This window comes from Geobacter sp. OR-1 (assembly GCF_000813145.1).
Taxonomy (GTDB): Bacteria; Desulfobacterota; Desulfuromonadia; order Geobacterales; family DSM-12255; genus Geoanaerobacter.
The window spans coordinates 1-19,496 of record NZ_BAZF01000016.1; the positions used below are offsets into that span (position 1 = coordinate 1).

At 55.9% G+C, this 19,496-nt stretch carries 18 protein-coding genes and 1 pseudogene; 6 read left to right on the top strand and 13 right to left on the bottom strand.

Annotated features, from left to right (window positions below):
* The 4 genes from OR1_RS14895 to OR1_RS14910 form a co-directional block, all read right to left on the bottom strand.
* Window positions 1–585, bottom strand: a 585-nt coding sequence (locus OR1_RS14895; RefSeq protein WP_041972696.1) for a 4Fe-4S dicluster domain-containing protein, incomplete at its 3' end; no start/stop codon positions are given.
* Window positions 586–698: 113 nt separating this feature from the next.
* On the bottom strand, window positions 699–1,511 hold the full coding sequence (locus OR1_RS14900; RefSeq protein ID WP_041972697.1) for an electron transfer flavoprotein subunit beta/FixA family protein: 813 nt from the start codon (window positions 1,509–1,511) through the stop codon (window positions 699–701).
* A 41-nt stretch (window positions 1,512–1,552) separates the two neighbouring features.
* On the bottom strand, window positions 1,553–2,368 hold the full coding sequence (locus OR1_RS14905; protein WP_041972698.1) for a GNAT family N-acetyltransferase: 816 nt from the start codon (window positions 2,366–2,368) through the stop codon (window positions 1,553–1,555).
* A 1-nt stretch (window position 2,369) separates the two neighbouring features.
* Window positions 2,370–3,233: a radical SAM protein gene (locus OR1_RS14910; RefSeq protein WP_041972699.1), complete on the bottom strand. Its 864-nt coding sequence runs from the start codon at window positions 3,231–3,233 to the stop codon at window positions 2,370–2,372.
* 358 nt (window positions 3,234–3,591) lie between these two features.
* On the opposite strand from OR1_RS14910, the gene OR1_RS14915 reads away from it, so the two are divergent.
* Genes OR1_RS14915 through draG form a run of 3 tightly spaced genes read left to right on the top strand, consistent with a single transcriptional unit; the run spans window position 3,592 to window position 4,975 of the window.
* Window positions 3,592–3,825 carry a hypothetical protein gene (locus OR1_RS14915; RefSeq protein WP_041972700.1) on the top strand — a complete coding sequence of 78 codons (234 nt, stop codon included), beginning with the start codon at window positions 3,592–3,594 and terminating at the stop codon, window positions 3,823–3,825.
* Window positions 3,816–4,112: a hypothetical protein gene (locus OR1_RS14920; RefSeq protein ID WP_041972701.1), complete on the top strand. Its 297-nt coding sequence runs from the start codon at window positions 3,816–3,818 to the stop codon at window positions 4,110–4,112. The genes OR1_RS14915 and OR1_RS14920 overlap by 10 nt, the downstream gene beginning before the upstream one ends.
* Window positions 4,109–4,975 (top strand): ADP-ribosyl-[dinitrogen reductase] hydrolase, encoded by an 867-nt coding sequence (gene draG, locus OR1_RS14925; protein ID WP_272946200.1) that lies wholly within the window; start codon window positions 4,109–4,111, stop codon window positions 4,973–4,975. Before OR1_RS14920 ends, draG begins: the two co-directional genes overlap by 4 nt.
* 23 nt (window positions 4,976–4,998) lie before the next feature.
* Here the strand turns inward: draG and OR1_RS14930 are convergent, their stop codons facing one another.
* The 4 genes from OR1_RS14930 to nifX all read right to left on the bottom strand — a co-directional run bounded on the left by OR1_RS14930 (window position 4,999) and on the right by nifX (window position 6,919).
* Entirely contained in the window at window positions 4,999–5,793 is a 795-nt protein-coding gene (locus tag OR1_RS14930) for an NAD(+)--dinitrogen-reductase ADP-D-ribosyltransferase (RefSeq protein WP_041972702.1), read from the bottom strand.
* 46 nt (window positions 5,794–5,839) lie between these two features.
* Window positions 5,840–6,169 carry a NifB/NifX family molybdenum-iron cluster-binding protein gene (locus OR1_RS14935; protein ID WP_041972703.1) on the bottom strand — a complete coding sequence of 110 codons (330 nt, stop codon included), beginning with the start codon at window positions 6,167–6,169 and terminating at the stop codon, window positions 5,840–5,842.
* Between the two features lie 66 nt (window positions 6,170–6,235).
* The gene (gene fdxB / locus OR1_RS14940) at window positions 6,236–6,499 is read right to left on the bottom strand and encodes a ferredoxin III, nif-specific (RefSeq protein WP_041972704.1); all 264 of its coding nucleotides are present in this window, start codon (window positions 6,497–6,499) and stop codon (window positions 6,236–6,238) included.
* A gap of 33 nt (window positions 6,500–6,532) precedes the next feature.
* Complete coding sequence (gene nifX, locus OR1_RS14945) at window positions 6,533–6,919, bottom strand: nitrogen fixation protein NifX (protein WP_041972705.1); 387 nt, start codon at window positions 6,917–6,919, stop codon at window positions 6,533–6,535.
* Window positions 6,920–7,194: 275 nt separating this feature from the next.
* Between nifX and OR1_RS14950 the strand changes: the two genes are divergently transcribed.
* On the top strand, window positions 7,195–9,585 hold the full coding sequence (locus OR1_RS14950; RefSeq protein WP_052440492.1) for a PAS domain S-box protein: 2,391 nt from the start codon (window positions 7,195–7,197) through the stop codon (window positions 9,583–9,585).
* A 73-nt stretch (window positions 9,586–9,658) separates the two neighbouring features.
* Here OR1_RS14950 and OR1_RS14955 read toward each other — a convergent pair whose 3' ends face one another.
* The 5 genes from OR1_RS14955 to OR1_RS22120 all read right to left on the bottom strand — a co-directional run bounded on the left by OR1_RS14955 (window position 9,659) and on the right by OR1_RS22120 (window position 17,076).
* On the bottom strand, window positions 9,659–12,340 hold the full coding sequence (locus tag OR1_RS14955) for a sensor histidine kinase KdpD (protein WP_152609929.1): 2,682 nt from the start codon (window positions 12,338–12,340) through the stop codon (window positions 9,659–9,661).
* Window positions 12,340–12,909 (bottom strand): potassium-transporting ATPase subunit KdpC, encoded by a 570-nt coding sequence (kdpC, locus tag OR1_RS14960; protein ID WP_041972707.1) that lies wholly within the window; start codon window positions 12,907–12,909, stop codon window positions 12,340–12,342. The genes OR1_RS14955 and kdpC overlap by 1 nt, the downstream gene beginning before the upstream one ends.
* A gap of 84 nt (window positions 12,910–12,993) precedes the next feature.
* Complete coding sequence (gene kdpB / locus OR1_RS14965; protein ID WP_041972708.1) at window positions 12,994–15,060, bottom strand: potassium-transporting ATPase subunit KdpB; 2,067 nt, start codon at window positions 15,058–15,060, stop codon at window positions 12,994–12,996.
* Window positions 15,061–15,062: 2 nt separating this feature from the next.
* Window positions 15,063–16,847 (bottom strand): potassium-transporting ATPase subunit KdpA, encoded by a 1,785-nt coding sequence (gene kdpA, locus OR1_RS14970; protein WP_041972709.1) that lies wholly within the window; start codon window positions 16,845–16,847, stop codon window positions 15,063–15,065.
* A gap of 19 nt (window positions 16,848–16,866) precedes the next feature.
* The gene (locus OR1_RS22120) at window positions 16,867–17,076 is read right to left on the bottom strand and encodes a hypothetical protein (protein WP_152609925.1); all 210 of its coding nucleotides are present in this window, start codon (window positions 17,074–17,076) and stop codon (window positions 16,867–16,869) included.
* Window positions 17,077–17,487: 411 nt separating this feature from the next.
* Here OR1_RS22120 and OR1_RS14980 point away from each other — a divergent pair.
* Together OR1_RS14980 and OR1_RS20995 are read left to right on the top strand one after the other, a co-directional pair.
* Window positions 17,488–17,724 (top strand): annotated as a pseudogene (locus OR1_RS14980) (chemotaxis protein CheW); the annotation flags it as partial.
* A 217-nt stretch (window positions 17,725–17,941) separates the two neighbouring features.
* Window positions 17,942–19,480 (top strand): response regulator, encoded by a 1,539-nt coding sequence (locus tag OR1_RS20995; RefSeq protein WP_052440493.1) that lies wholly within the window; start codon window positions 17,942–17,944, stop codon window positions 19,478–19,480.
* Window positions 19,481–19,496 lie beyond the last annotated feature (16 nt).

The following is a 19,496-nucleotide window of genomic DNA, read 5'->3' on the forward strand; positions in this document are numbered from 1 at the left end:
TTGGCCGATGAGGTGACAGACGCACCGCAGGTATGATTCGGTGCGGTAATGTTTTAATACCGGGGCGTCGATGAGGTAGGCCCGGTCGGCGCCATGGGCAAAGGCTTCATGGCAGAGCGGTTCGACCTGATCGCCTAATACGATGGCACTAAGGGGTACGCCGATGGCGTCGGCAAGTTCCCGCCCTTTGCCGAGCAGTTCCCAGGAGACTTTGGCCGCCTCGCCTTCGGTCTGTTCGATGAAGACCCAGACCCCGCGATAGGCGGAGAGCATGGCGGCCAGGGCCGTTGCTTCGTCGTCGGGCTCTTCTTCGGCAACCGCCCCACCCTGCTGCCGGGCAAGCTCTTCAAGCAGGGCCAGCTCTTCGGGGGTGAACTGGATCTCTAATGCTTCGGCCGGGCAGACTTTGATGCATTTCAAACAGCCGATGCATTTGTCGCTTAAGATGACCGGTTCGCCGGCGTCGGTCATCTCGACGCAGTTGACCGGACAGGCGCTCTGGCACCGGGCCCCGCAGGCGATGCATTTGCCCGGAATCAGCCGCGCTTTGCCGCGGGGTTTCTTCGGTTTCTTCGCTTCGGTCATTTCAAATTCCCTTTGTGAATGGTGAATATAATAAAAACTGTGAATGGTGAAAGGTGAATAGTGAATATAACCAAGGCATTTTTCACCTTTCACTATTCACCATTCACAGCTTTTTATACCGCCAATAAATCTTTGGCCAGCAGCTTGTCGATCAGGAGCCGGGCGGTGCCGTCGGGATCGTTCATCCCGTCGCCGATGATCTCGCCCTGGTCCCGCTCGGGGGAGAAGATCTTGGCGACCCAGGTGGGCGACCCTTTGAGACCGATCTCGTTGACGTCGAGCTGCAGGACTTCGTTGTTCCAGAGTTCGACCGCAGCATCGGCAGCGGCCAGCCGCATCGGTACGGTCGGATACCGGGGCCGGTTCAGTTCCCGCACTACGGTGAGCAGCGCCGGAAACGGGGCTTCGACGATCTCGTGCCGCCCTTCGAGCTTGCGGCTGACCCGCAACCGCCGGGATTCAAGATCAAGGTCGAGGATCTTGTCGACCAGGGTGAGCTGGATGCAGCCAAGACGGGTGGCAATGCCGGGCCCGACCTGGGCGGTGTCGCCGTCGATGGTCTGTTTGCCGCATAATATCAGCGCTACTTCGTCTTCTTCGTTCAGCTTCCGGATGGCGGCAGTTAATACATGACTGGTGGCCAGGGTGTCGGCGCCGCCAAAGCAGCGGTCGGAGAGCAGCACCACCCGGTCGGCACCCAATGCCAACGCCTTGCGCAGGGTCGCCTCGGCATTGGGCGGCCCCATGGATATTACCGTTACCTTGAACCCGTACCGGTCCCGAAACCGCAACGCCTCTTCCAGCGCATGCGTGTCGTACGGATTCATGATGAACGGTATCCCTTCCCTCACCAGCGTGTTCGTCTCCGGATCGATCTTTACCTGCGTCGTGTCAGGTACCTGCTTGATACATGCTACCAGTTGCATTTCGCGTGTCCTTTGGAAGGCTAAATATGCAAATCAGGCTGTCAGCCGATGCTTCCCATTGAGGCCAGGGCATAAATTGAATCGGGTCGATAATCAGGTGCAGCGCCACGATACATCAGCAGCGTTTCGCCGCCCTTGGTAAAACCTTTTGCCTCGAAAATTGCCGCAGCAGCACTGTTCCCGGCCGGAGCGTCCAGATAGGTTGTACCGGTTTCAGATAAGCCGGTGAGCACGATATCCAAAAGGTCGCCAGCGCCTGCTATTGTCCCGCTCCAGGGGCCGATGTTGGTTCTTGACCCGGTATTATGGATAACCAGGGCGGAACGGTCATTACGGATTAACTTCCCCAGCCGGGCCTTTTCCCTGCAGATGAGGGACCGGTCATCCCCCCACCCCAGCCTATCGCTGCAGAGGAGTTCATGGATTTCGAGTTCCGAAGGTGTATATCCCATGCCAGCATCCAGTGAACCATTTAATTGCCATCTTGCAACACGATCTATGATTCTGAAGCCGAGTTTTTCATAAAGCGGCGCACCGGCTGCTGATGCAGTCAGCCAGATCGTGCGTACCCCTGAAGTGCAGAGGATATCCAGACAGCTGTTCATCAGTAATGCTCCAATACCAAGGCGCCGAAACTTCTTACGCACAATGAGATTGCCGATCCAGCCGCTTTTGCAGTAGGCAACGCCAGTGGCAAACCCAACCGCCGATCCGCCGGTCTCCCGCACGACAAGACATCCCTGCGGATAGGTGCGGATAAGGAATTCGAACTCCCAGGGATCGCATATCCAACCTTCTTCTGCGGCAAGGTCGAGAAATGGGCCGATGTCGAACATCCTGAAGGAATCGAGAACCATTTCAATTCCCGGAACAGGCGGCTTTGGCAAATTGCATCTCATCGCCAATCAAGCCAACCGCATCGGCCCGGCACTGACGACAATGCTTGAACTGGCCGATAATCCTTTCATTGGCGTTCCGAACCGACTCGAGCATTTCCGCCGACGGAGGGACAAATCGAGCAAAATCGGCCTGCGGAATGAGCGGCATCACGTTCATGACAAATGCCCCGAGTTCCTTGACCTTTTCGGCAATGGCCGGAACTTCCTGATCATTTACGCCGGGTATCAGAACGGTATTGACCTTGATCGTCATGCCGAACTTGGCGGCCTTTCTTAACCCCTCTATCTGGTTCGCAATCAGTATCCGCGCCGCTGCCTCACCGGTGTATCTGTGGCCATGATAGTTGATATAGCTGTAAATCCGCGCGCCCACCTCAGGATCGAGCGCATTCAGGGTTACGGTGAGAGAGTGCAGACCCAGCTCATTGAGCGTGTCGATCTTTTCCGGCAACAGCAGGCCATTGGTGCTCAGGCACTTGATAAGTTGTGGAAACTCTTCACCCACAAGCCTGAAGGTTTCAAAGGTCTCTTGATTGGCAAGCGGATCTCCGGGTCCGGCAACCCCGATGACCTTTATTATCGGCCCCATTACCTCGCTGACCATCACCTGCCTGACTTTAGCGATCGCCTCTTCCGGCGTCAGCAGCCTGCTGGTTACCCCTGGGCGCGACTCGTTGGCGCAGTCGTGACGCCGGGAACAGTAACCGCACTTGATATTGCAGCGGGGAGCGACGGCTAGATGCATCCGGCCGTTTTTGTGGTGATTACCGCCAAAACAGGGGTGACCTTGAATATTTTTCTTTTCGGAACATGCTGTGGCCATAACTGCCTCCCTTGCCGACAAAAAAAGCCCGGCGCTGTCGGGCACCGGGCTTCTTTGCATGAATGTGAATACGCCATCGTATTCAATTGTGATTGTTGTAATTTACGTATTTCATTAACACGAATCGTGCCACAAGATGCAATATTGCCGGAACAGCGCTAAAGCAGCAGCTTATGGGAAAATGCCGGTTTACTGTTTACGAGATCTGCCGGGTGACGGGGCATTTCTGATTACAGATTAGGCACCACAGGCAATATTTACATATCAACCAGGCAAAAGAGCTGCCATTACAGCTGTTCACCCTGTGGCACGCTCCATGTAATACCATGTTGAAATAGATCAAATCAGGAGGGCCCTTATGAACAGTGGCACAGCTAACATACATATAACAGAGGCAGCGGCAGAGCTGCAGACAACCCAACTGAAGGTATTGATGCTGGTGAAGAACAAGGCAATCCTCGGGGAAGAGATCAGAGGAGAGTGGTACGTGAACCGGGACTCGCTGAACTGCTTCAAGTCTCACGGCAGCGATATCAAGATAGAGATGGGATGCAAAAGTAACTGCTCGTCCGGAGGGTGCGGATGCCGCTGATCAGCGTTAAGGGGTCTGACCTGTACAATAAATACCAGAAGGATACCGAAAACCGGTTCAAGCCGAAGTTTTCCGGGAAACCCGATCCCAATCGTTTCAATCGCGATGACATTTACGAGGTCCTGCCGATGCTTTCTGCAGTCATGAGCGAACTCGGCCGCGATGACCAGCGCACGCTGCATCTCATGGAAGAACTGATGATCAGGGACATGCCGGCTTTCATATCCAGCCGGGAAGAGGTGTTCGATTTCCTGGTCAGCTGCATGAAGGAGATTCTGGCAGGGTGAGCGATGACACGCTCTCCCGGATAAGAGGCGCATTCTTCGGGATGGCGGTCGGCGATGCCCTCGGCGCTCCGGTTGAATTCATGATGCCGGGTGAAATCAAGGCCAGACACGGCATTCTCAGGGAGATGACCGGCGGGGGTTGGCTCAGGTTGAAACCGGGACAGGTTACCGATGATACGGATATGTCACTCTGTATTGCGCGGGGAATATGCGCCGGCAATGGCTGGGATATTACAAGAATTGCCACTGAGTTCGCTTCCTGGCTCAAGACCAGGCCGATCGATGTCGGCGATACCTGCCGCCGCGGCATAAGAAATTTCATGCTTCACGGCCAGCTCGAAACACCCCCCAATGAATGGGATGCCGGCAACGGGGCTCTCATGCGGATGGTTCCGGTGGCAATCTATACGGTCAGTGACGATGCTTTACTGCACCGGTGCGCAATCGAACAGGCACATCTGACTCACAACCATCCCCTCTCCGACGCTGCCTGCGTCTGCTACGGCAAGATGCTCCACCTCGCAATTTCCGGCGCGTCACGGAACCGGATCAGGAGGGAGGTAAACCTGCTGGCAGAAGAATTCCCGAATTTCAACTTCGAGCCTTACAAAGGGCTGGCAACCGGCTACGTTGTCGACACCTTCCAAACCGTATGCCACTATTTTTTCCGTGCCAAAGGTTTTGAGGAGTGCGTTGTTGCCACCGTAAATCAGGGTGGAGATGCGGACACCACCGGCGCGATAATCGGCGGTCTGGCGGGCGCCTATTACGGCTTTGAAAGCATACCTGGCCGCTGGCTGAAAAAACTCGACCGGTCGGTTGCCAAAGAGATTGAGGATCTGGCCCTGAGTCTCGTCAAATAGCCCCCTTACCCAGGGTCTCCCGGTCACAATGTACATAAAATACGCTTTACCCGGTATTCCCCACCGATGACCAGACACTCCCCCTCCCCCTTCAAAATGCTGTTCGGCAACAGATCGTCATAGAAAAATATCTTGGCAACCGGCGCCTTGATCTCCCAGACCGTGTCACCAAACTCCCAGGCCCGCTCCTCATCGCCGGTAAAGGAAACCAGATTGTTCAGCCGCACTACCTGTTCCCGTTTGCCGAGCTGCTCGATAACATTATAGTCGTTGGCGTCATTGGTGCCACGATAAAGGGTTACGACCCCATCGCTTGGTTTGGACTTCCCGAGTTCGTACTGGCAGTATTCGTACAGAAGATCCAGCTGCGAGTTTATGGCATTGGTCCGGGCGCTCCCTTTAGTCCGGTCAATGGCAAAAGTCATATACTCTTCCGAGTGGATGCCCGGAATTCGGATCTTGTGGAATGTTGGCGGAATTCCGATGCGGCTTTCCACCCACCCCTTGAGCACCGCCCCCTCGACTGAGTTAGAGTCCATCATCCAGCCGCGCAGAAAACGGAGATAGCTGTTCTTCAAACTTTTGCGCGCCGAGTCGGTGTGGCTCTGCCAGTGATGCAGCTGATATTTTACGGACATATAATCGTTGAAGATGATTGCCCGCTCGGCAGCGCTGGCAATGGTGTCCAGCTTGGCAAAGAAATGACGGTTGGCCAGGCGCACCCCCTGGATCTCAAGCGGTCGGGGGTGCTCATTGAAGTGGCGCGAAGCGATGACCCAGGGAGGGAGATTGCAGAGATTGAAACCTAGGCCGGTCATGGGGCATCACCTCGTCGTGATTATTGGGAGCAGATTTCGCAGCTGCCTACAAAGCTTTTGCGAGTTCTGTAAGAACTGTCTTTATCGGGCCGCTGACCACAAAGGTCTCGACCCCGAGATTCGCCATCTCCTGCTGCGGACATTCGCCGATCTGACAACAGGCCACCACCCGGCACCCCTTCAGTGCTTCGGCTATGGCCCGGAGTAGATGACCGCGCAGCGGATGGTCCGGATCATACGAACAGTAACGCTCCACCTTCTTCTCATCAACCAGCTGTATCGATTCCCCGTCGACATCATAGATCAGGAACCGCTCGGCATGGCCGAAGTGCTGGTTGATATCCCGTCCATCTTTCGATGCAACTGCGATGAGCATATTAAACCTCCTGAATGGGCGGCCACATACGGCCGCCCATGATCAGGGCAATCACAGGGGGTTGCCCTACAACACCACCGGCTCAAAAGAAAAGCACTTCTTCGAGCAGGTCCGGCCGCACGCCTGGCAACCGATGCAATTGCCGGGATTCGCTACCTTCATGAACATCTTCGCCGAATCATCCTCGTCCAGTTCTTCATAAGCCAGCACGTCGTGAACGCAGACCTTGAAACAGCGGCCGCAGCCGATACAGGTTTCCTCGTCGATCGACATTATGAACTCGGGTGTGTATTCAGTTTTATTCCTGCGTAATCCGGTGATGTATGCCACTTTTCTTCTCCTTTCCTGTTTGACAGCGCCGTATTAATCGTCGAGAAATGATGAGCAGTTATCCTTGTTAAGCGCCTTTTTGAGCCAGGGAGGCGGGTTACCCCGCAACACCTCCTGAAGCTTGGCGACGATTTCAGCCACCGGGACTTCGGTGTTGGTCTTCATCGGGTGGATTTTTTTCGCCACCAGCTTGGCTGCTGCAGGGCCGCCGATCTGCATGGTGTAAACAATGGCACAGCCGGCAAGGGCGCCGGCCCGCGCCGCTATCCTGTCTTCCTCGTCCTCAGCGGTAGTTACGGCAGTGACGATATTCAGCGCTACCGCCTGTTCCGGCCCGATCTCCCAGATATGGAAGTTCTGGCACTGGCCGAAATGCTGGTCGATCATTTCTCCATTGGAGGAGCTAAAAGCAACTTTCATGACATATTATCCTTTCACTGCAAGGTCAAAACAACAAAGGCGCACCATCTGGAACGATGGGGCGCCTTTGCCGTTGTTGCCGTTAACCGTCATATTCTGTTTTCCGTGTTATAGCACATGATATGCCAAGAGGTAATGCCACTGATTTAAGGCACTTTGACAGCAGTCTTGTCCCTCTGTTGCTTTGGCATTGCCTGGATAATGTGCATTTGTATGTTAAAATGTCACTGTTTTATTCTTGTCTCAACTTATCGGAGCCGGGCAGCGGAGGGGTAATGGACGATGTATCAACCATGTCGAGACAGCAACTCGAAGAAGCGCTTTATGCTGCCGACAACCGGTTCCAGGAAGCCCTGCAGAGTGCCCGTCACATTCTCTACCGCCTGAATGTGCACAAAGGGGGGTATGACTACCTGAGCCCCTTTTTCGAGGAGTTGACCGGCCACCCCCTTTCTGTCTTCATGCAAATCACCGTTGACGAACTAGAGGAATATTTCCATCCCGACGACCGGAAGCGGATTTTTGGGGACGATGGTGAACTCGCTGCGACTTTCCGGACCAGAACCGGTCCGTCGGTCAATTTCGTGCTGGAATATCGCCTGCGCAAGGCTGACGGCAGTTACTGCTGGCTGAGTGACCGGAATACCGCATACTTTGACGACAACAACGAACTCCTCTGTTTTGTCGGATCGGCAAACGACATTACCGAGCAGAAAAAGGCCCAGCAAGCCATTATCCGCAGCGAAGAACAGTTGCGCGTCCTGTTTGATTCCTCGAATGCCGGGATCATCCTTGTTGATCCAACCGGCATCATCACCGTTGCCAATCTGAGAATGGCGGAGATGTTCGGCTGCAGTCTGACTGACCTGATCGGCTCACGTTACCCGGACCACCTGCACCCGGACAACCGTTATGCCGGCGGCGAACGGATGCAGCAGCTCATAAGCGGCGAGATCGATCGTGTCGGTTTAGATCGCCATTACCTGCGTAAAGAGGGCAGCGATTTCTGGGGGTACTTGTCTGGCCGGCGCCATGAGGATGAAAACGGCACCCTGATTTCGCTTGTTGGACACATTACCGACATTACCGAGCTGAAGAAGGCCCAGGTTGCCATTCAGGAGAGCGAAGAGCGGTTCCGGAGCATCATGGCCCTTTCTCCGGATATCATCAGCATTATCGGCAAAGACGGCACGCTCATCTACAACTCTCCTGCTGCACTTAAAATCCATGGCTATATCCAGGAAGAGATGATCGGGCGCAACACCTTTGACCTGATCCATCCCGATGACCAGCGGCAGGTGGATAACACCTTCAAGGAGGTATTAAGCTCTCCTTCGATGGCGGTCAGCACCCAGTATCGTTACCGGAACAAGGACGGAAGCTACATCTGGATGGAATGCAGCGCCATCAATCAGCTCTCGAACCCCCTTATCGAAGGTGTGATCGCCATCTCCAGGTGCATAGAAGACCGAAAGAAATTGGAAGAAGAGCACCTTAATCTTGAGCGTCAGCTCCTTCACACCCAGAAGCTGGAGAGCCTCGGTGTCTTGGCCGGCGGCATTGCCCACGATTTCAATAACATCCTCACCACAATTATCGGCAATGCCGAGCTGGCACTGATGAGGCTCAACCCGGAATCGCCCGCACTGGAGAACCTGCAGCGGATCGAAAATGCCGCGGCACGGGCAGCGGACCTGGCGAGGCAGATGCTGGCCTACTCAGGCAAAGGTAAATTCGTGATCGAATACATCGATCTGAACCGCCTGGTAGAAGAGATGGGGCATATGCTGGAGGTCTCCATCTCCAAGAAGGCGATCCTGCGCTATCACCTTACCCTACCCCTCCCTTCGGTCGAGGCCGACGCCACCCAGATCCGCCAGATCATCATGAACCTGGTTATCAACGCCTCTGAAGCGATCGGGGACAAAAGCGGGGTCATCGCAATCACTACCGGTTGCCTGAACTGCAATGAAGAGTACCTGAAAGAGGCATGGATGCCAGAACGGATTCCCGAAGGTAATTACGTCTTTCTGGAAGTTGCCGACACCGGCTGCGGCATGGACAAGGGGACGCTGGGCAAGATCTTCGATCCCTTCTTCACCACCAAATTCACCGGCCGCGGCCTGGGGATGGCTGCTGTCCTGGGCATCATCCGCGGCCATAAAGGGACCATCAGAGTTCAAAGCGAACCGGACAAGGGAAGCAGCTTCACCATACTGCTGCCGGTCAGCGGGCAGCCGGTCGCAGTTGTCAACGAAGCGAAAAGCACCAGCAGCTGGCATGGTAGCGGAATTGTGCTGCTGGTAGACGACGAGAATACCGTGCGGGCTGTAGGCAGTGAAATGCTGCGGGAGCTCGGGTACGACGTCATCACGGCAAACGATGGCCGTGAGGCGCTGGATGTCTATAAAAGCAGAGATGACATCTGCCTGGTCATCCTCGATCTGACCATGCCGCATATGGACGGCGATCAGTGCTTCCGGGAACTCAGACAGATCGACCCAGGGGTCAAAGTAATCATATCGAGCGGTTTCTGCGAACACGAAGTCGCCCAAAAGTTTTCCGGTCAGAGGTTCATCGGGTTTATTCAGAAACCGTACCGGATGACCGATTTGAGCGAGTCCATACGGCAGGTCCTGCAACACCCCGCAGAGGATGAGGATTAAGACGAATCGCACAGCAGACTGTCGCCACCCGGCGCTTCAGTGATGATGTGACACGTTTGGAAGGCGTCACTTGCTACCCCTTGGCTGTATTCAACGGCAGACGCAGCTCGATCCTCAGACCGCCGGAAGGGAGATTTTCCGCCACAATACGACCATTATGAGCCTCCACTATCCCCTTGCAGATCGAGAGCCCCAGGCCTGTACCACCAGCCCCTTCAGGGACAGGGATACGGTAAAACTTGTCAAAGATGCGTCGCAGGTCATGCTCGGATACCCCAGGGCCATGGTCTCGAAGTTCTAGGGTCAACCACTCAGAGTCAGCCGCAGCAGTTATCTCTATCGGCGTTCCTACAGGCGAGTATTTCAGGCTGTTGTCCACCAGATTGACCATAACCTGTGTCATCAGTACCAAATCCATCGGCACCAGCGGCAAATCCGACAGCATCCGGAATGATATTTCTCTCCCTTCTATGCGCGATTCCAAGGCAGCCAAGGCGCATCCGACCAGATCCTGAACATCGCACGGCTCACGATTCAATCTGACGGCGCCGGCCTCGATACGGGTCATATCCAGGAGATTGCCGACAAATCTGTTGAGCCGCTCAGCCTCGTTGCAGGCATTGTCAAGCAGTTCCTGCCGCGCATGGTCACTTAGATGTTCGCCCTCATCCTTCAGGCAGGTAAGAACCCCGGTTACAGACGACAGAGGCGTGCGCAGATCGTGAGAGATGGAGTTAAGCAGCGCCCGTTCCAGGTTTTCCCGGGCCTGAAGTATCTGAGCCTGCTCAGCCTGGCGGGAGAAGCGGATACGCTCCATGGCCATGGCGGCCTGGGTGGCAAACGCCTCCAGCAGCCGGCGGTTATCCTGGGCGTGGTAATCCTGCTCTCGTTGCATCAGTACGCCCATTACCCCGAGCACGCCGGTCGTTGTCTGCAACGGCAGGTAGATCAGGTTTGCGGATACCAGAGTATCAGTGGCCCGTCCGGCCTGATGGTTATTGCGGAATGCCCAGTCGGCAACTGCCTGCTCCTTGATATCGAGAGTGAGTTCGTCGGAAGCCGCCATGATGTCGAGCCGCTCTCCTTCAGGGAGAAAAATCACCACCTGGGCATTAAGGGCTTCCTCAACATTTCTGACCACGGCCTTCAGCACGGCATCGGTATCAACGGAGGCCGCAAGGTCGCGACTCAGGTAGTAAAGGCTGGCTGTCTGGACCTCGCGGGTACGCATCGCCTCGGCCCGCTCTCGAGCCCTTGCCACCAGGGAACTTATAACAACACCCACTACGAAAAGGCCTAGAAAAGTCAGCAGATACTGGGTATCGGCCACCACAAAGGTCAGACGCGGCGGGACAAAAAAGAAATCGAAGGCCAGCACCCCGAAGAATGCCGTGGCAATGGCCGGTTTGCGGCCGAGCCTTACCGATGCGACAACTACAGCCAGCAGGTAGAACATGACCATATTGGTCGGAGCGAGGAATGGGCGCAGCAGTTCGCACAGTAACGTGGCAGCTGCGATAAGCATCAGACAGCCTGCATAGCCGGTCAGTTTCAAGGGGCGGCTGCGCCTGTGTACGGATGCTGTAGCGGCAGTGTCCTCCTGGTCAAAACTGACAATAACGACATCAACGGCGCCGCTTCTCCGGATAATGCGATCAGCGATAGGCGTCTGCAGAATTTCCCGCCAGCGAGGCTTGTTAGGCTTGCCCATAACGATCTTGGTGACATTGTGCCGGACAGCGTATTCCATAACCGCATCAGTAATATCGGCCGCTGTTACGGTTGCCACCTGGGCACCCAGGCTTTCTGCCAGGCGCAGGTCGCGCCAGATCCGTTCCCGGTTCTCCTGGAGCTGGCGCCCGCCCCCCGGGGTTTCGATATAAACCGTGAACCACTGCGCCTTCAACTCTTCAGCCAGCCGGCAGGTTGAACGGATCAGCCTTTCGCTGAAGGGGCTGCCGCTGACGCAAACCAGCAAACGCTCTGCCGTGGGCCACGGTCCGGCTATAGACTGGGTCTCCATGTAGGCCCGCATCTGGTCGTCAACCCTGGCCGCAGCGCGGCGCAACGACAGCTCACGAAGCGCCATCAGGTTGCCGAGCCGAAAAAATTTCTCCATCGCCTTGGCAGCCTGGGCCGGAATATAGACCTTTCCTTCTTTCAGCCTCTGTAACAGGTCTTCGGGAGAGATATCGATCAGTTTGATCTCGAATGCCAGGTCCAGCAACCGATCAGGAACGGTTTCCCGAACCACTACCCCGGTGATCTGTGCCACCACGTCATTCAGGCTCTCGAAATGCTGGATGTTGACCGTGGTATAGACATCGACCCCGGCCGCCAGCAGCTCTTCCACATCCTGCCAGCGCTTCTCGTGACGGCAACCGGGAGCGTTGGAATGTGCCAGTTCATCAACAAGAACGATCTGGGGCCTGCGGGCCAGAATCCCGTCAATGTCGAGCTCCGCAAGCTGCACACCCTGATACTCCACCAGCTTTCTCGGCATGATCTCCAGACCGGTGAACGCCAGCAGCGAATCGGTCTCGAACCGGCCGTGGGATTCCACATAGCCGACCACCACGTCACGCCCTTCCTGTTTCCTCAGATCCGCTGCCTCCAGCATGGCATAGGTCTTTCCTACTCCCGCGGCATAGCCGAGAAAGATCTTCAGCTTTCCCACCTCGGCCTTGACCTCTTCCGCCTGGGCCAGCTTGAGCATCGCCTCCGGAGAAGGGCGTATGTCGTCACCGTTTGTCATCATCTGGAAACTGTATCCAGTTTCAGGTTAAGCGCAAGGACATTGACCCGCGGCGCCCCCAGAATAGAGAACTGACGCCCTTCTGTATGGTCGGCAACCAGCTTTTTCAGGGCATCCTCGCTCATGCCCCGCATACCGGCAATGCGGGGAACCTGTACCATGGCCGCTTCCGGCGTGATGTCCGGATCGAGGCCGCTGGCCGATGCCTGTACCAGATCGGCCGGGACAGAACCAATCACTCCGGTATCCCGGAGGGCCTTGACCCGATCCATGACCGTCTTCAGGTAATCGGGATTGGTCGGGCCGGCATTGGAACCACCGGACCCGGCCGGGTTGTAGCCGAAATCAGTGGTGGCGGAAGGGCGCGGCCAGAAGTATTGAGGCCTTGAGAAGGGCTGACCGATCAGGTCCGAACCGATCTCCCTGTTTGATTTATCAACAATAAGGCTACCCTTGGCCTGCTTCGGAAATACGGAATTAGCGAAGCCGGTGACCACGGCCGGATAGATGCCGCCGCAGATAATGGTGAAAACTATGAGCATCAGAATTGCAGGTCTTATATCTTTCATTGGTTTTCCCTTTTGTAGGGGCGGCCCCCTGTGGCCACCCGTAATCTGGGCAACCACGGAGGGTTGCCCCTACATTGTATAAACTTACACAACCATCCCGATCATCAGATCAATTGCCTTGATACCCACGAACGGAGCGATAATCCCCCCCACCCCGTAGATAAGCAGATTGTGGATCAGCAGCTTCTCCGCTGGCATGGGGCGAAACCTGGTCCCTTTCAGGGCCAGCGGCACCAGCATCGGAATGATGATTGCATTGAAAATGACCGCCGAGAGGATCGCACTGAAGGGGCTCGCCAGATGCATGATATTCAACACTTCCAGCTGCGGGTAGATGGAGAGCATCATCGCCGGAATAATGGCAAAATACTTGGCAACATCGTTGGAGATACTGAAGGTGGTCAGGTTGCCGCGGGTCATAAGGATCTGTTTCCCGACCTCGACGATATCCAGCAACTTGGTCGGGTTGCTGTCAAGATCGATAATGTTGGCAGCCTCACGGGCCGGCTGGGTGCCGGTGTTCATGGCCACCGCCACGTCCGCCTGAGCCAGGGCCGGGGCGTCGTTGGTGCCGTCGCCGGTCATGGCCACCATGAAGCCGCCTTCCTGGTACTCGCGGATCAACCGCAGTTTCTCCTCGGGCTTGGCCTGGGCGAGGAAGTCGTCCACCTGGGCTTCGGCAGCGATAGCAGCGGCGGTCAAGGGGTTGTCTCCGGTTATCATCACCGTCTTGATCCCCATGCTGCGCAGCTGTAGAAAGCGCTCCTGGATACCGGCCTTGACGATGTCTTTCAGGTTTATCACCCCCAGGATGTCGCAATCACGGGATACAACCAGCGGAGTGGCCCCGGCCCGGGCAATCCGGTCCACGAGACCTCTCAAATCTTCTGGAATTGCTGTACATCCGAGCTTGGTGACAAAGGAGACGATCGAATCGGATGCCCCCTTTCGGAAACAGCTGGCGCCAATATTGATTCCGGAGAGACGCGTTTCGGCGCTGAACTCAACAACTTCGGCATCCAGGGGTTTTTCCATCCCCAGTCCGTATTTCTGTTGCGCTAATGCAACCACGCTGCGACCTTCCGGGGTCTCGTCAAACAGTGATGCTGACAAAGCTGCCAAGGCGAGCTCTTTCTCGTTATGCCCCCCGACCGGGACAAATGATACCGCCTCACGGTTGCCGTGGGTGATGGTGCCGGTCTTGTCGAGCAACAGCACGTTGACATCGCCGGCCGCCTCAATGGCCCGGCCGGAAAGGGCAATGACGTTCTTCTGGAAAAGCCTGTCCATGCCGGCGATACCGATGGCTGGAAGAAGCGCGGCGATGGTGGTGGGCGCCAGGCAGACAAAGAGCGCCACAAGTATGGTCAGAGACACCGGTGTCCCCTGCCCGGCAGCCTTGACGCTGTAAATCGAAAGCGGACTGATATTGGCGCACACAAGCAGAAATACCAGGGTCAAGGCGATGAGCAGCACCTCCAGGGCGATCTCGTTGGGGGTCTTGCGCCGTTTGGCCCCCTCGATAAGGCCTATCATCCGGTCCAGGAAGGTCTCGCCCGGATTGGCGGTGATTCGCACAATAATGGCATTGGCAATGACTGTTGTGCCGCCGGTGACGGCACTCCGGTCCCCGCCCGACTCCCGCACCACCGGGGCCGACTCACCGGTGACTGCCGACTCGTTCACCAGGGCCGCGCCGGCAACCACATCACCGTCACCGGCAATCATATCGTTGGCTTCAACCAGGATCAGATCCCCCTTACGCAGCTGACTGGCGCCGACCGTGGTGTAATTGCCGCCAAATTCAGGTTTGTCCAACCGCTTGGCAGTTACGTCCGTGCGGCTCTTACGTAAAGATGCGGCACGGGCCTTGCCCCGCCCTTCGGCCAGCGCTTCGGCAAAGGTGGAGAATAGAACCGTCAACCAGAGCCAGATGGAGACGGTACCGGTGAACCAGGCCGGTTCACGGTTAGCTCCGGTAAGAGACATGATAAAGGTAATCAGGGTGATGACGCTGGCGATCTCGACACAGAACATGACCGGGTTGCGCCAGAGAATACGGGGATCGAGCTTTTTTATGGATTCGGTCAGGGCGGGCTTCATTATCCGCAAGTCGAAGATGGATATCGGTTCGGCTGTATGTTTCGACATTGCTATTTACCTCCCAGCATGGTCAGGTGTTCGACAATCGGTCCGAGCGACAGGGCCGGAAAGAAAGTGAGCGCACCGACTATGATGATGACCAGTGTCAACCAGATGGCGAACGGAGCCTTGTCTGTGGGGAGGGTCCCCAGGCTGGGGGGGACGTACTTCTTTTCCGCCAAAGACCCGGCCATGGTCAGAACCGCGATGGCCGGAACATAGCGGCCGAGAGTCATGGCCAGCGAACCGAGGATGTTATAGAAGTTGACGTTGGCGTTTAAACCAGCAAAGGCGCTGCCATTGTTGTTGGCCATGGAGGCAAAGCCGTAGAAAACCTCGGAGAGGCCATGAGCTCCTGGGTTGGCCATGGATGACACCGCCTGCGGGGTGATCATGGCAATACCGGAGAGGATCAGTACAACGACCCCGGCGGTGAGGATCGTCAGGATCGACAGCCACATCTCCCGCACTTCAATCTTCTTCCCCAGGTATTCCGGGGTGCGACCGATCATCAGCCCGGAGACAAAGACGGCGATGATGGCGAAGGCGAGCATGGTGTAGAGTCCGGAACCGACCCCGCCGAACACGATCTCACCCAGCAGGATCAGACTTAAAGGGATCATACCGCCGAGAGGTGTGAGGGAGTCGTGCATGGTATTGACTGCGCCGCAGGAAGTGCCGGTCGTCGCCACTGCGAACAGGCTGCTGCCTGCCAGGCCGAAACGCACCTCCTTCCCTTCCATGTTGACACCCCGTATCCCCAGCTCGGCAACCAGAGGATTTCCGTTGGTTTCAACAATTTGCAGCACACCAAACGAGACGGCCAGCAACAGCAGCATCCCCCCCAGGATCGCCCACCCCTGGCGGGTGTTACCCACCATAATGCCGAAGGTATAGGTCAGGCTGCCCGGGATCAGCAGGATCAGCAGGATTTCCAGCATGTTCGTGAGCGGTGTCGGGTTTTCGAATGGGTGAGCCGAATTGGCATTGAAAAAGCCGCCGCCGTTGGTCCCCAGTTCCTTGATCGCCTCCTGGGAGGCGACCGGTCCCATGGGGATAGAGACCTCCTTGACGATCACGTTCTCGGTGACCGGGTTCCCTTTGGCATCCTTGAGCGGGCTCCCCTTGTCGTCCAGTTTTGGTTTGTCATAGCTGGTTGACTGCACCAGCGGCACGGTCTTGTAAGGGGTGAAGTTCTGGATCACCCCCTGGGAGACCAGGACGAGAGCGGCGACCAGGGAGATCGGCAGGAGTATATAGAGGGTGCTGCGGGTCAGGTCCACCCAGAAATTGCCCAGCATAGAGGTCTTGCGGCGGCTAAAGCCGCGGATAAGGGCAATGGCAATGGCCATGCCGGTGGCGGCGGAGACGAAGTTGTGCACTGTCAGTCCGGCCATCTGGGTGAAGTAGCTGGCAGCCTGTTCGCCGGCATAGGCCTGCCAGTTGGTGTTGGTAGTGAAACTGATCGCCGTGTTGAGCGCCAGTTGCCAGGAAAAGGCCGGCAGTTTCTGCGGATTGAGCGGCAGCAGGTGCTGGGACATCAGGATGGTGAAAAGCGCCGCGAAGAGCGCCAAATTGAAGAAAAGCATCGCCAGGGCGTAGCGCTGCCACCCCATCTCCTCATCTTTCTTCACCCCGCAGATCCGGTAGATCAGGTTTTCGCAAGGGGCAAGTACCGGGGACATGAAGGTTCTTTCCCCTTGATAGACCTTGGCCATGAAGCTGCCGAGCGGCTTGATCAGTGCCAGCAGGACGACAAACAAGAGGATCGTTTGCAGCCAGTCATATGCGTTCATGGTGCTTACTCCGTTGTGTCTATGGTGCTGTTATTAAGCAGTAGCCGGGCAATACTGACCGGGCCACGGTCCACTCATTCTTCTGACGGTCGAAAACCGGAACCTGTCCATGTGCATATGCTGGAGGAGCAAGCGTTGTAGCCCCATCATTAATATCAATGATACCACTCTCATCAAATGTTTCCCCCTCATACACTCCGTTCCCCGGGTCAAACAGATACAGTTTCATGAAGTGACACCTCCCCTACTTGATGATTCCATGATAGCGGTACCGGTATCAAAGCAGGGTCAAGATTCAGCTGATTTCCATCAAGAAAAGATAAATATCTACTTGAAGATAACTTCCCATCTGTTTCATCCCCAGATGAATATGCTGAGCGATGCGGTAAAGTTCTTATGCAACGTATGTTGCTTTATAAGTTGCCGTCATCAGCCGGAGGGTCTCCTATCAACTCCCCTCTTCTACTGGCAACAGCGCGCGGTGACGATCAGAATTCCGATTGCGGACATTTCAGCCGAATAGGCAGGGACCACTTTCGTGAACATTAGAGTACTGCTGGTCGATGATCATAAAATCATGCGCGACGGTTTGATTTCGGTCCTTGGTGCTGCCGAGGAGATCGAGGTTGCTGCCGAAGCCCTGGACGGCGAGACCTCCATAGTCGGGGCATTGGCGGATTCGGTTCAGGAGGTCCTGGAATTGGAACCGGAGCAGATCGAAGCGGCGCCGCGGATCGGGACCAAGCTCAACACCGAGTTCCTGGTTGGCATGGGCAAGCATAACGAGACCTTTATCATGATCCTCAACATCGACAAGGTCTTTACCTTTGAAGATCTGGAATCGATGCAGGGAGGTTGCAGCCAGGCCGCTGCCTGACAGACGGAAACCAGGGGAAACATATATTCAGGAATATGATTGACAGCGACACGGCTGCATGACTGCATGATCGATTGACCGGGGGCAATCGCCGCTCGAAGCATCTAAATAATTGTAATATCACTCCGCAATGACTAAACTCAGTATATTGGCTGCCAGGAATTGCCATAAATGCAGCCGTGGACAACGATCAACCGAATCACCGGACCCGACACAGATGAAAATACTTATTGTCGACGACAACATAAATGATCGAAACATTCTTCGCTACACTGTTGAAGCGCACGGCCATGAGGCGGTGACGGCATCAGACGGTGAGGAGGGACTGTTGATAGCAGCAGCTCAGACACCTGACCTTGTCATCTCCGATGTCCTGATGCCGGTAATGGACGGTTTCCAGTTCCTCAGATCATTCAGAAAGACCAGCGCCACCCCCTTCATCTTTTACTCCGCGGTATATGAAGGTGACCGGGAGATGCAGCTTGCCGCAGCGCTGGGAGCAGACGCCTACCTGATCAAACCGAAGGCACCGAACGAGTTGATGGCGCAGATCGAACGGATAATCAGCTCCGGAATAAGGCCGGCGCCCCGGCCGATCGTGGCGGATGACGAATACCTGAAAACGTACAGCCAGGTCCTGTTCACCAAGCTGGAAGAAAAGGTGACCGAATTGGAACACTCCCTGGCCGAGCACAAATTGACCGGGGATGCGCTGCGTGAGAGTAACGAAAGGCTTAATTCAACGCTTGAAGCAGCTCGAATTGTCGCATGGGAAGTTGATCCGTTCACCCGCAAACACCATGAAGCCGGACCGGTCGCCGAGCTGTTCGGCCGCGGCCACCCCACTCTTGCGGATTTTCTTGCCGGGATATACCCTGACGATCTGGAACGCGTCATGGACGCCTTGGACAAGGCGCTACGTGGCGAATCCGGCTTTAACGTCGAATACCGTATCATGCATCCGGATGGCGACATCCGCTGGATCGCAGCACACGGCGATCTCCAGTATAATTCTGAAGGCCGCCCAGCCAGACTGCTCGGCATTGCCGGCGATATTTCCATGCGTAAAGCGTCGGAACAGGCATTGCGGGACAAACAGCAGCGGCTGTCCGACCTTGCTCTGGAACTCTCCATGACCGAGGAACGCGAACGGAGGCGAATAGCCACAGACCTGCACGATAATATCGGGCAGTCGCTGACCCTCGCCAGGATCAAGCTCGGAGTCCTGGCAAAATCGATTCCAGACATCCTGATAGACGAGACCAGAGGCTTGCTTGATGGCGTAATCCGTGACGTCCGCGCCCTCACCCACAGGATAAGCCCACCGATTCTGGAAAGCGGCAGCCTTGAGACCGCCCTGAAATGGCTTGGAAGGCAGATAGAGACCGACTACGGAATAATGGTGCGGTTTTCCGACGATTCCAGTGCCCGGACAATGCCGGCAGAACTGCGTTCGGTGCTTTATCATGCCGTGCGCGAACTGCTCATCAACATCGCCAAACACTCGCAAGCGGAGACCGCCAGTCTATCGGTCTCCTGCGAAAACAGCGATTACGTCATAAAAGTCGAAGACAAGGGTATCGGCTTTGATCTGGATACCATCGATGAAAACCTCGCCGTGGATGAAGGCGGATTTGGACTGTTCAATATCCGGCGCAGAATCCATTATCTCGGCGGGAAACTGGAAATTACGTCGGCTCCTGGCGAAGGAGTACGGGTAACAATCCGGATTCCCACTGGCTGTAGTTGCCAATGACAATAGCCGTGCAAAG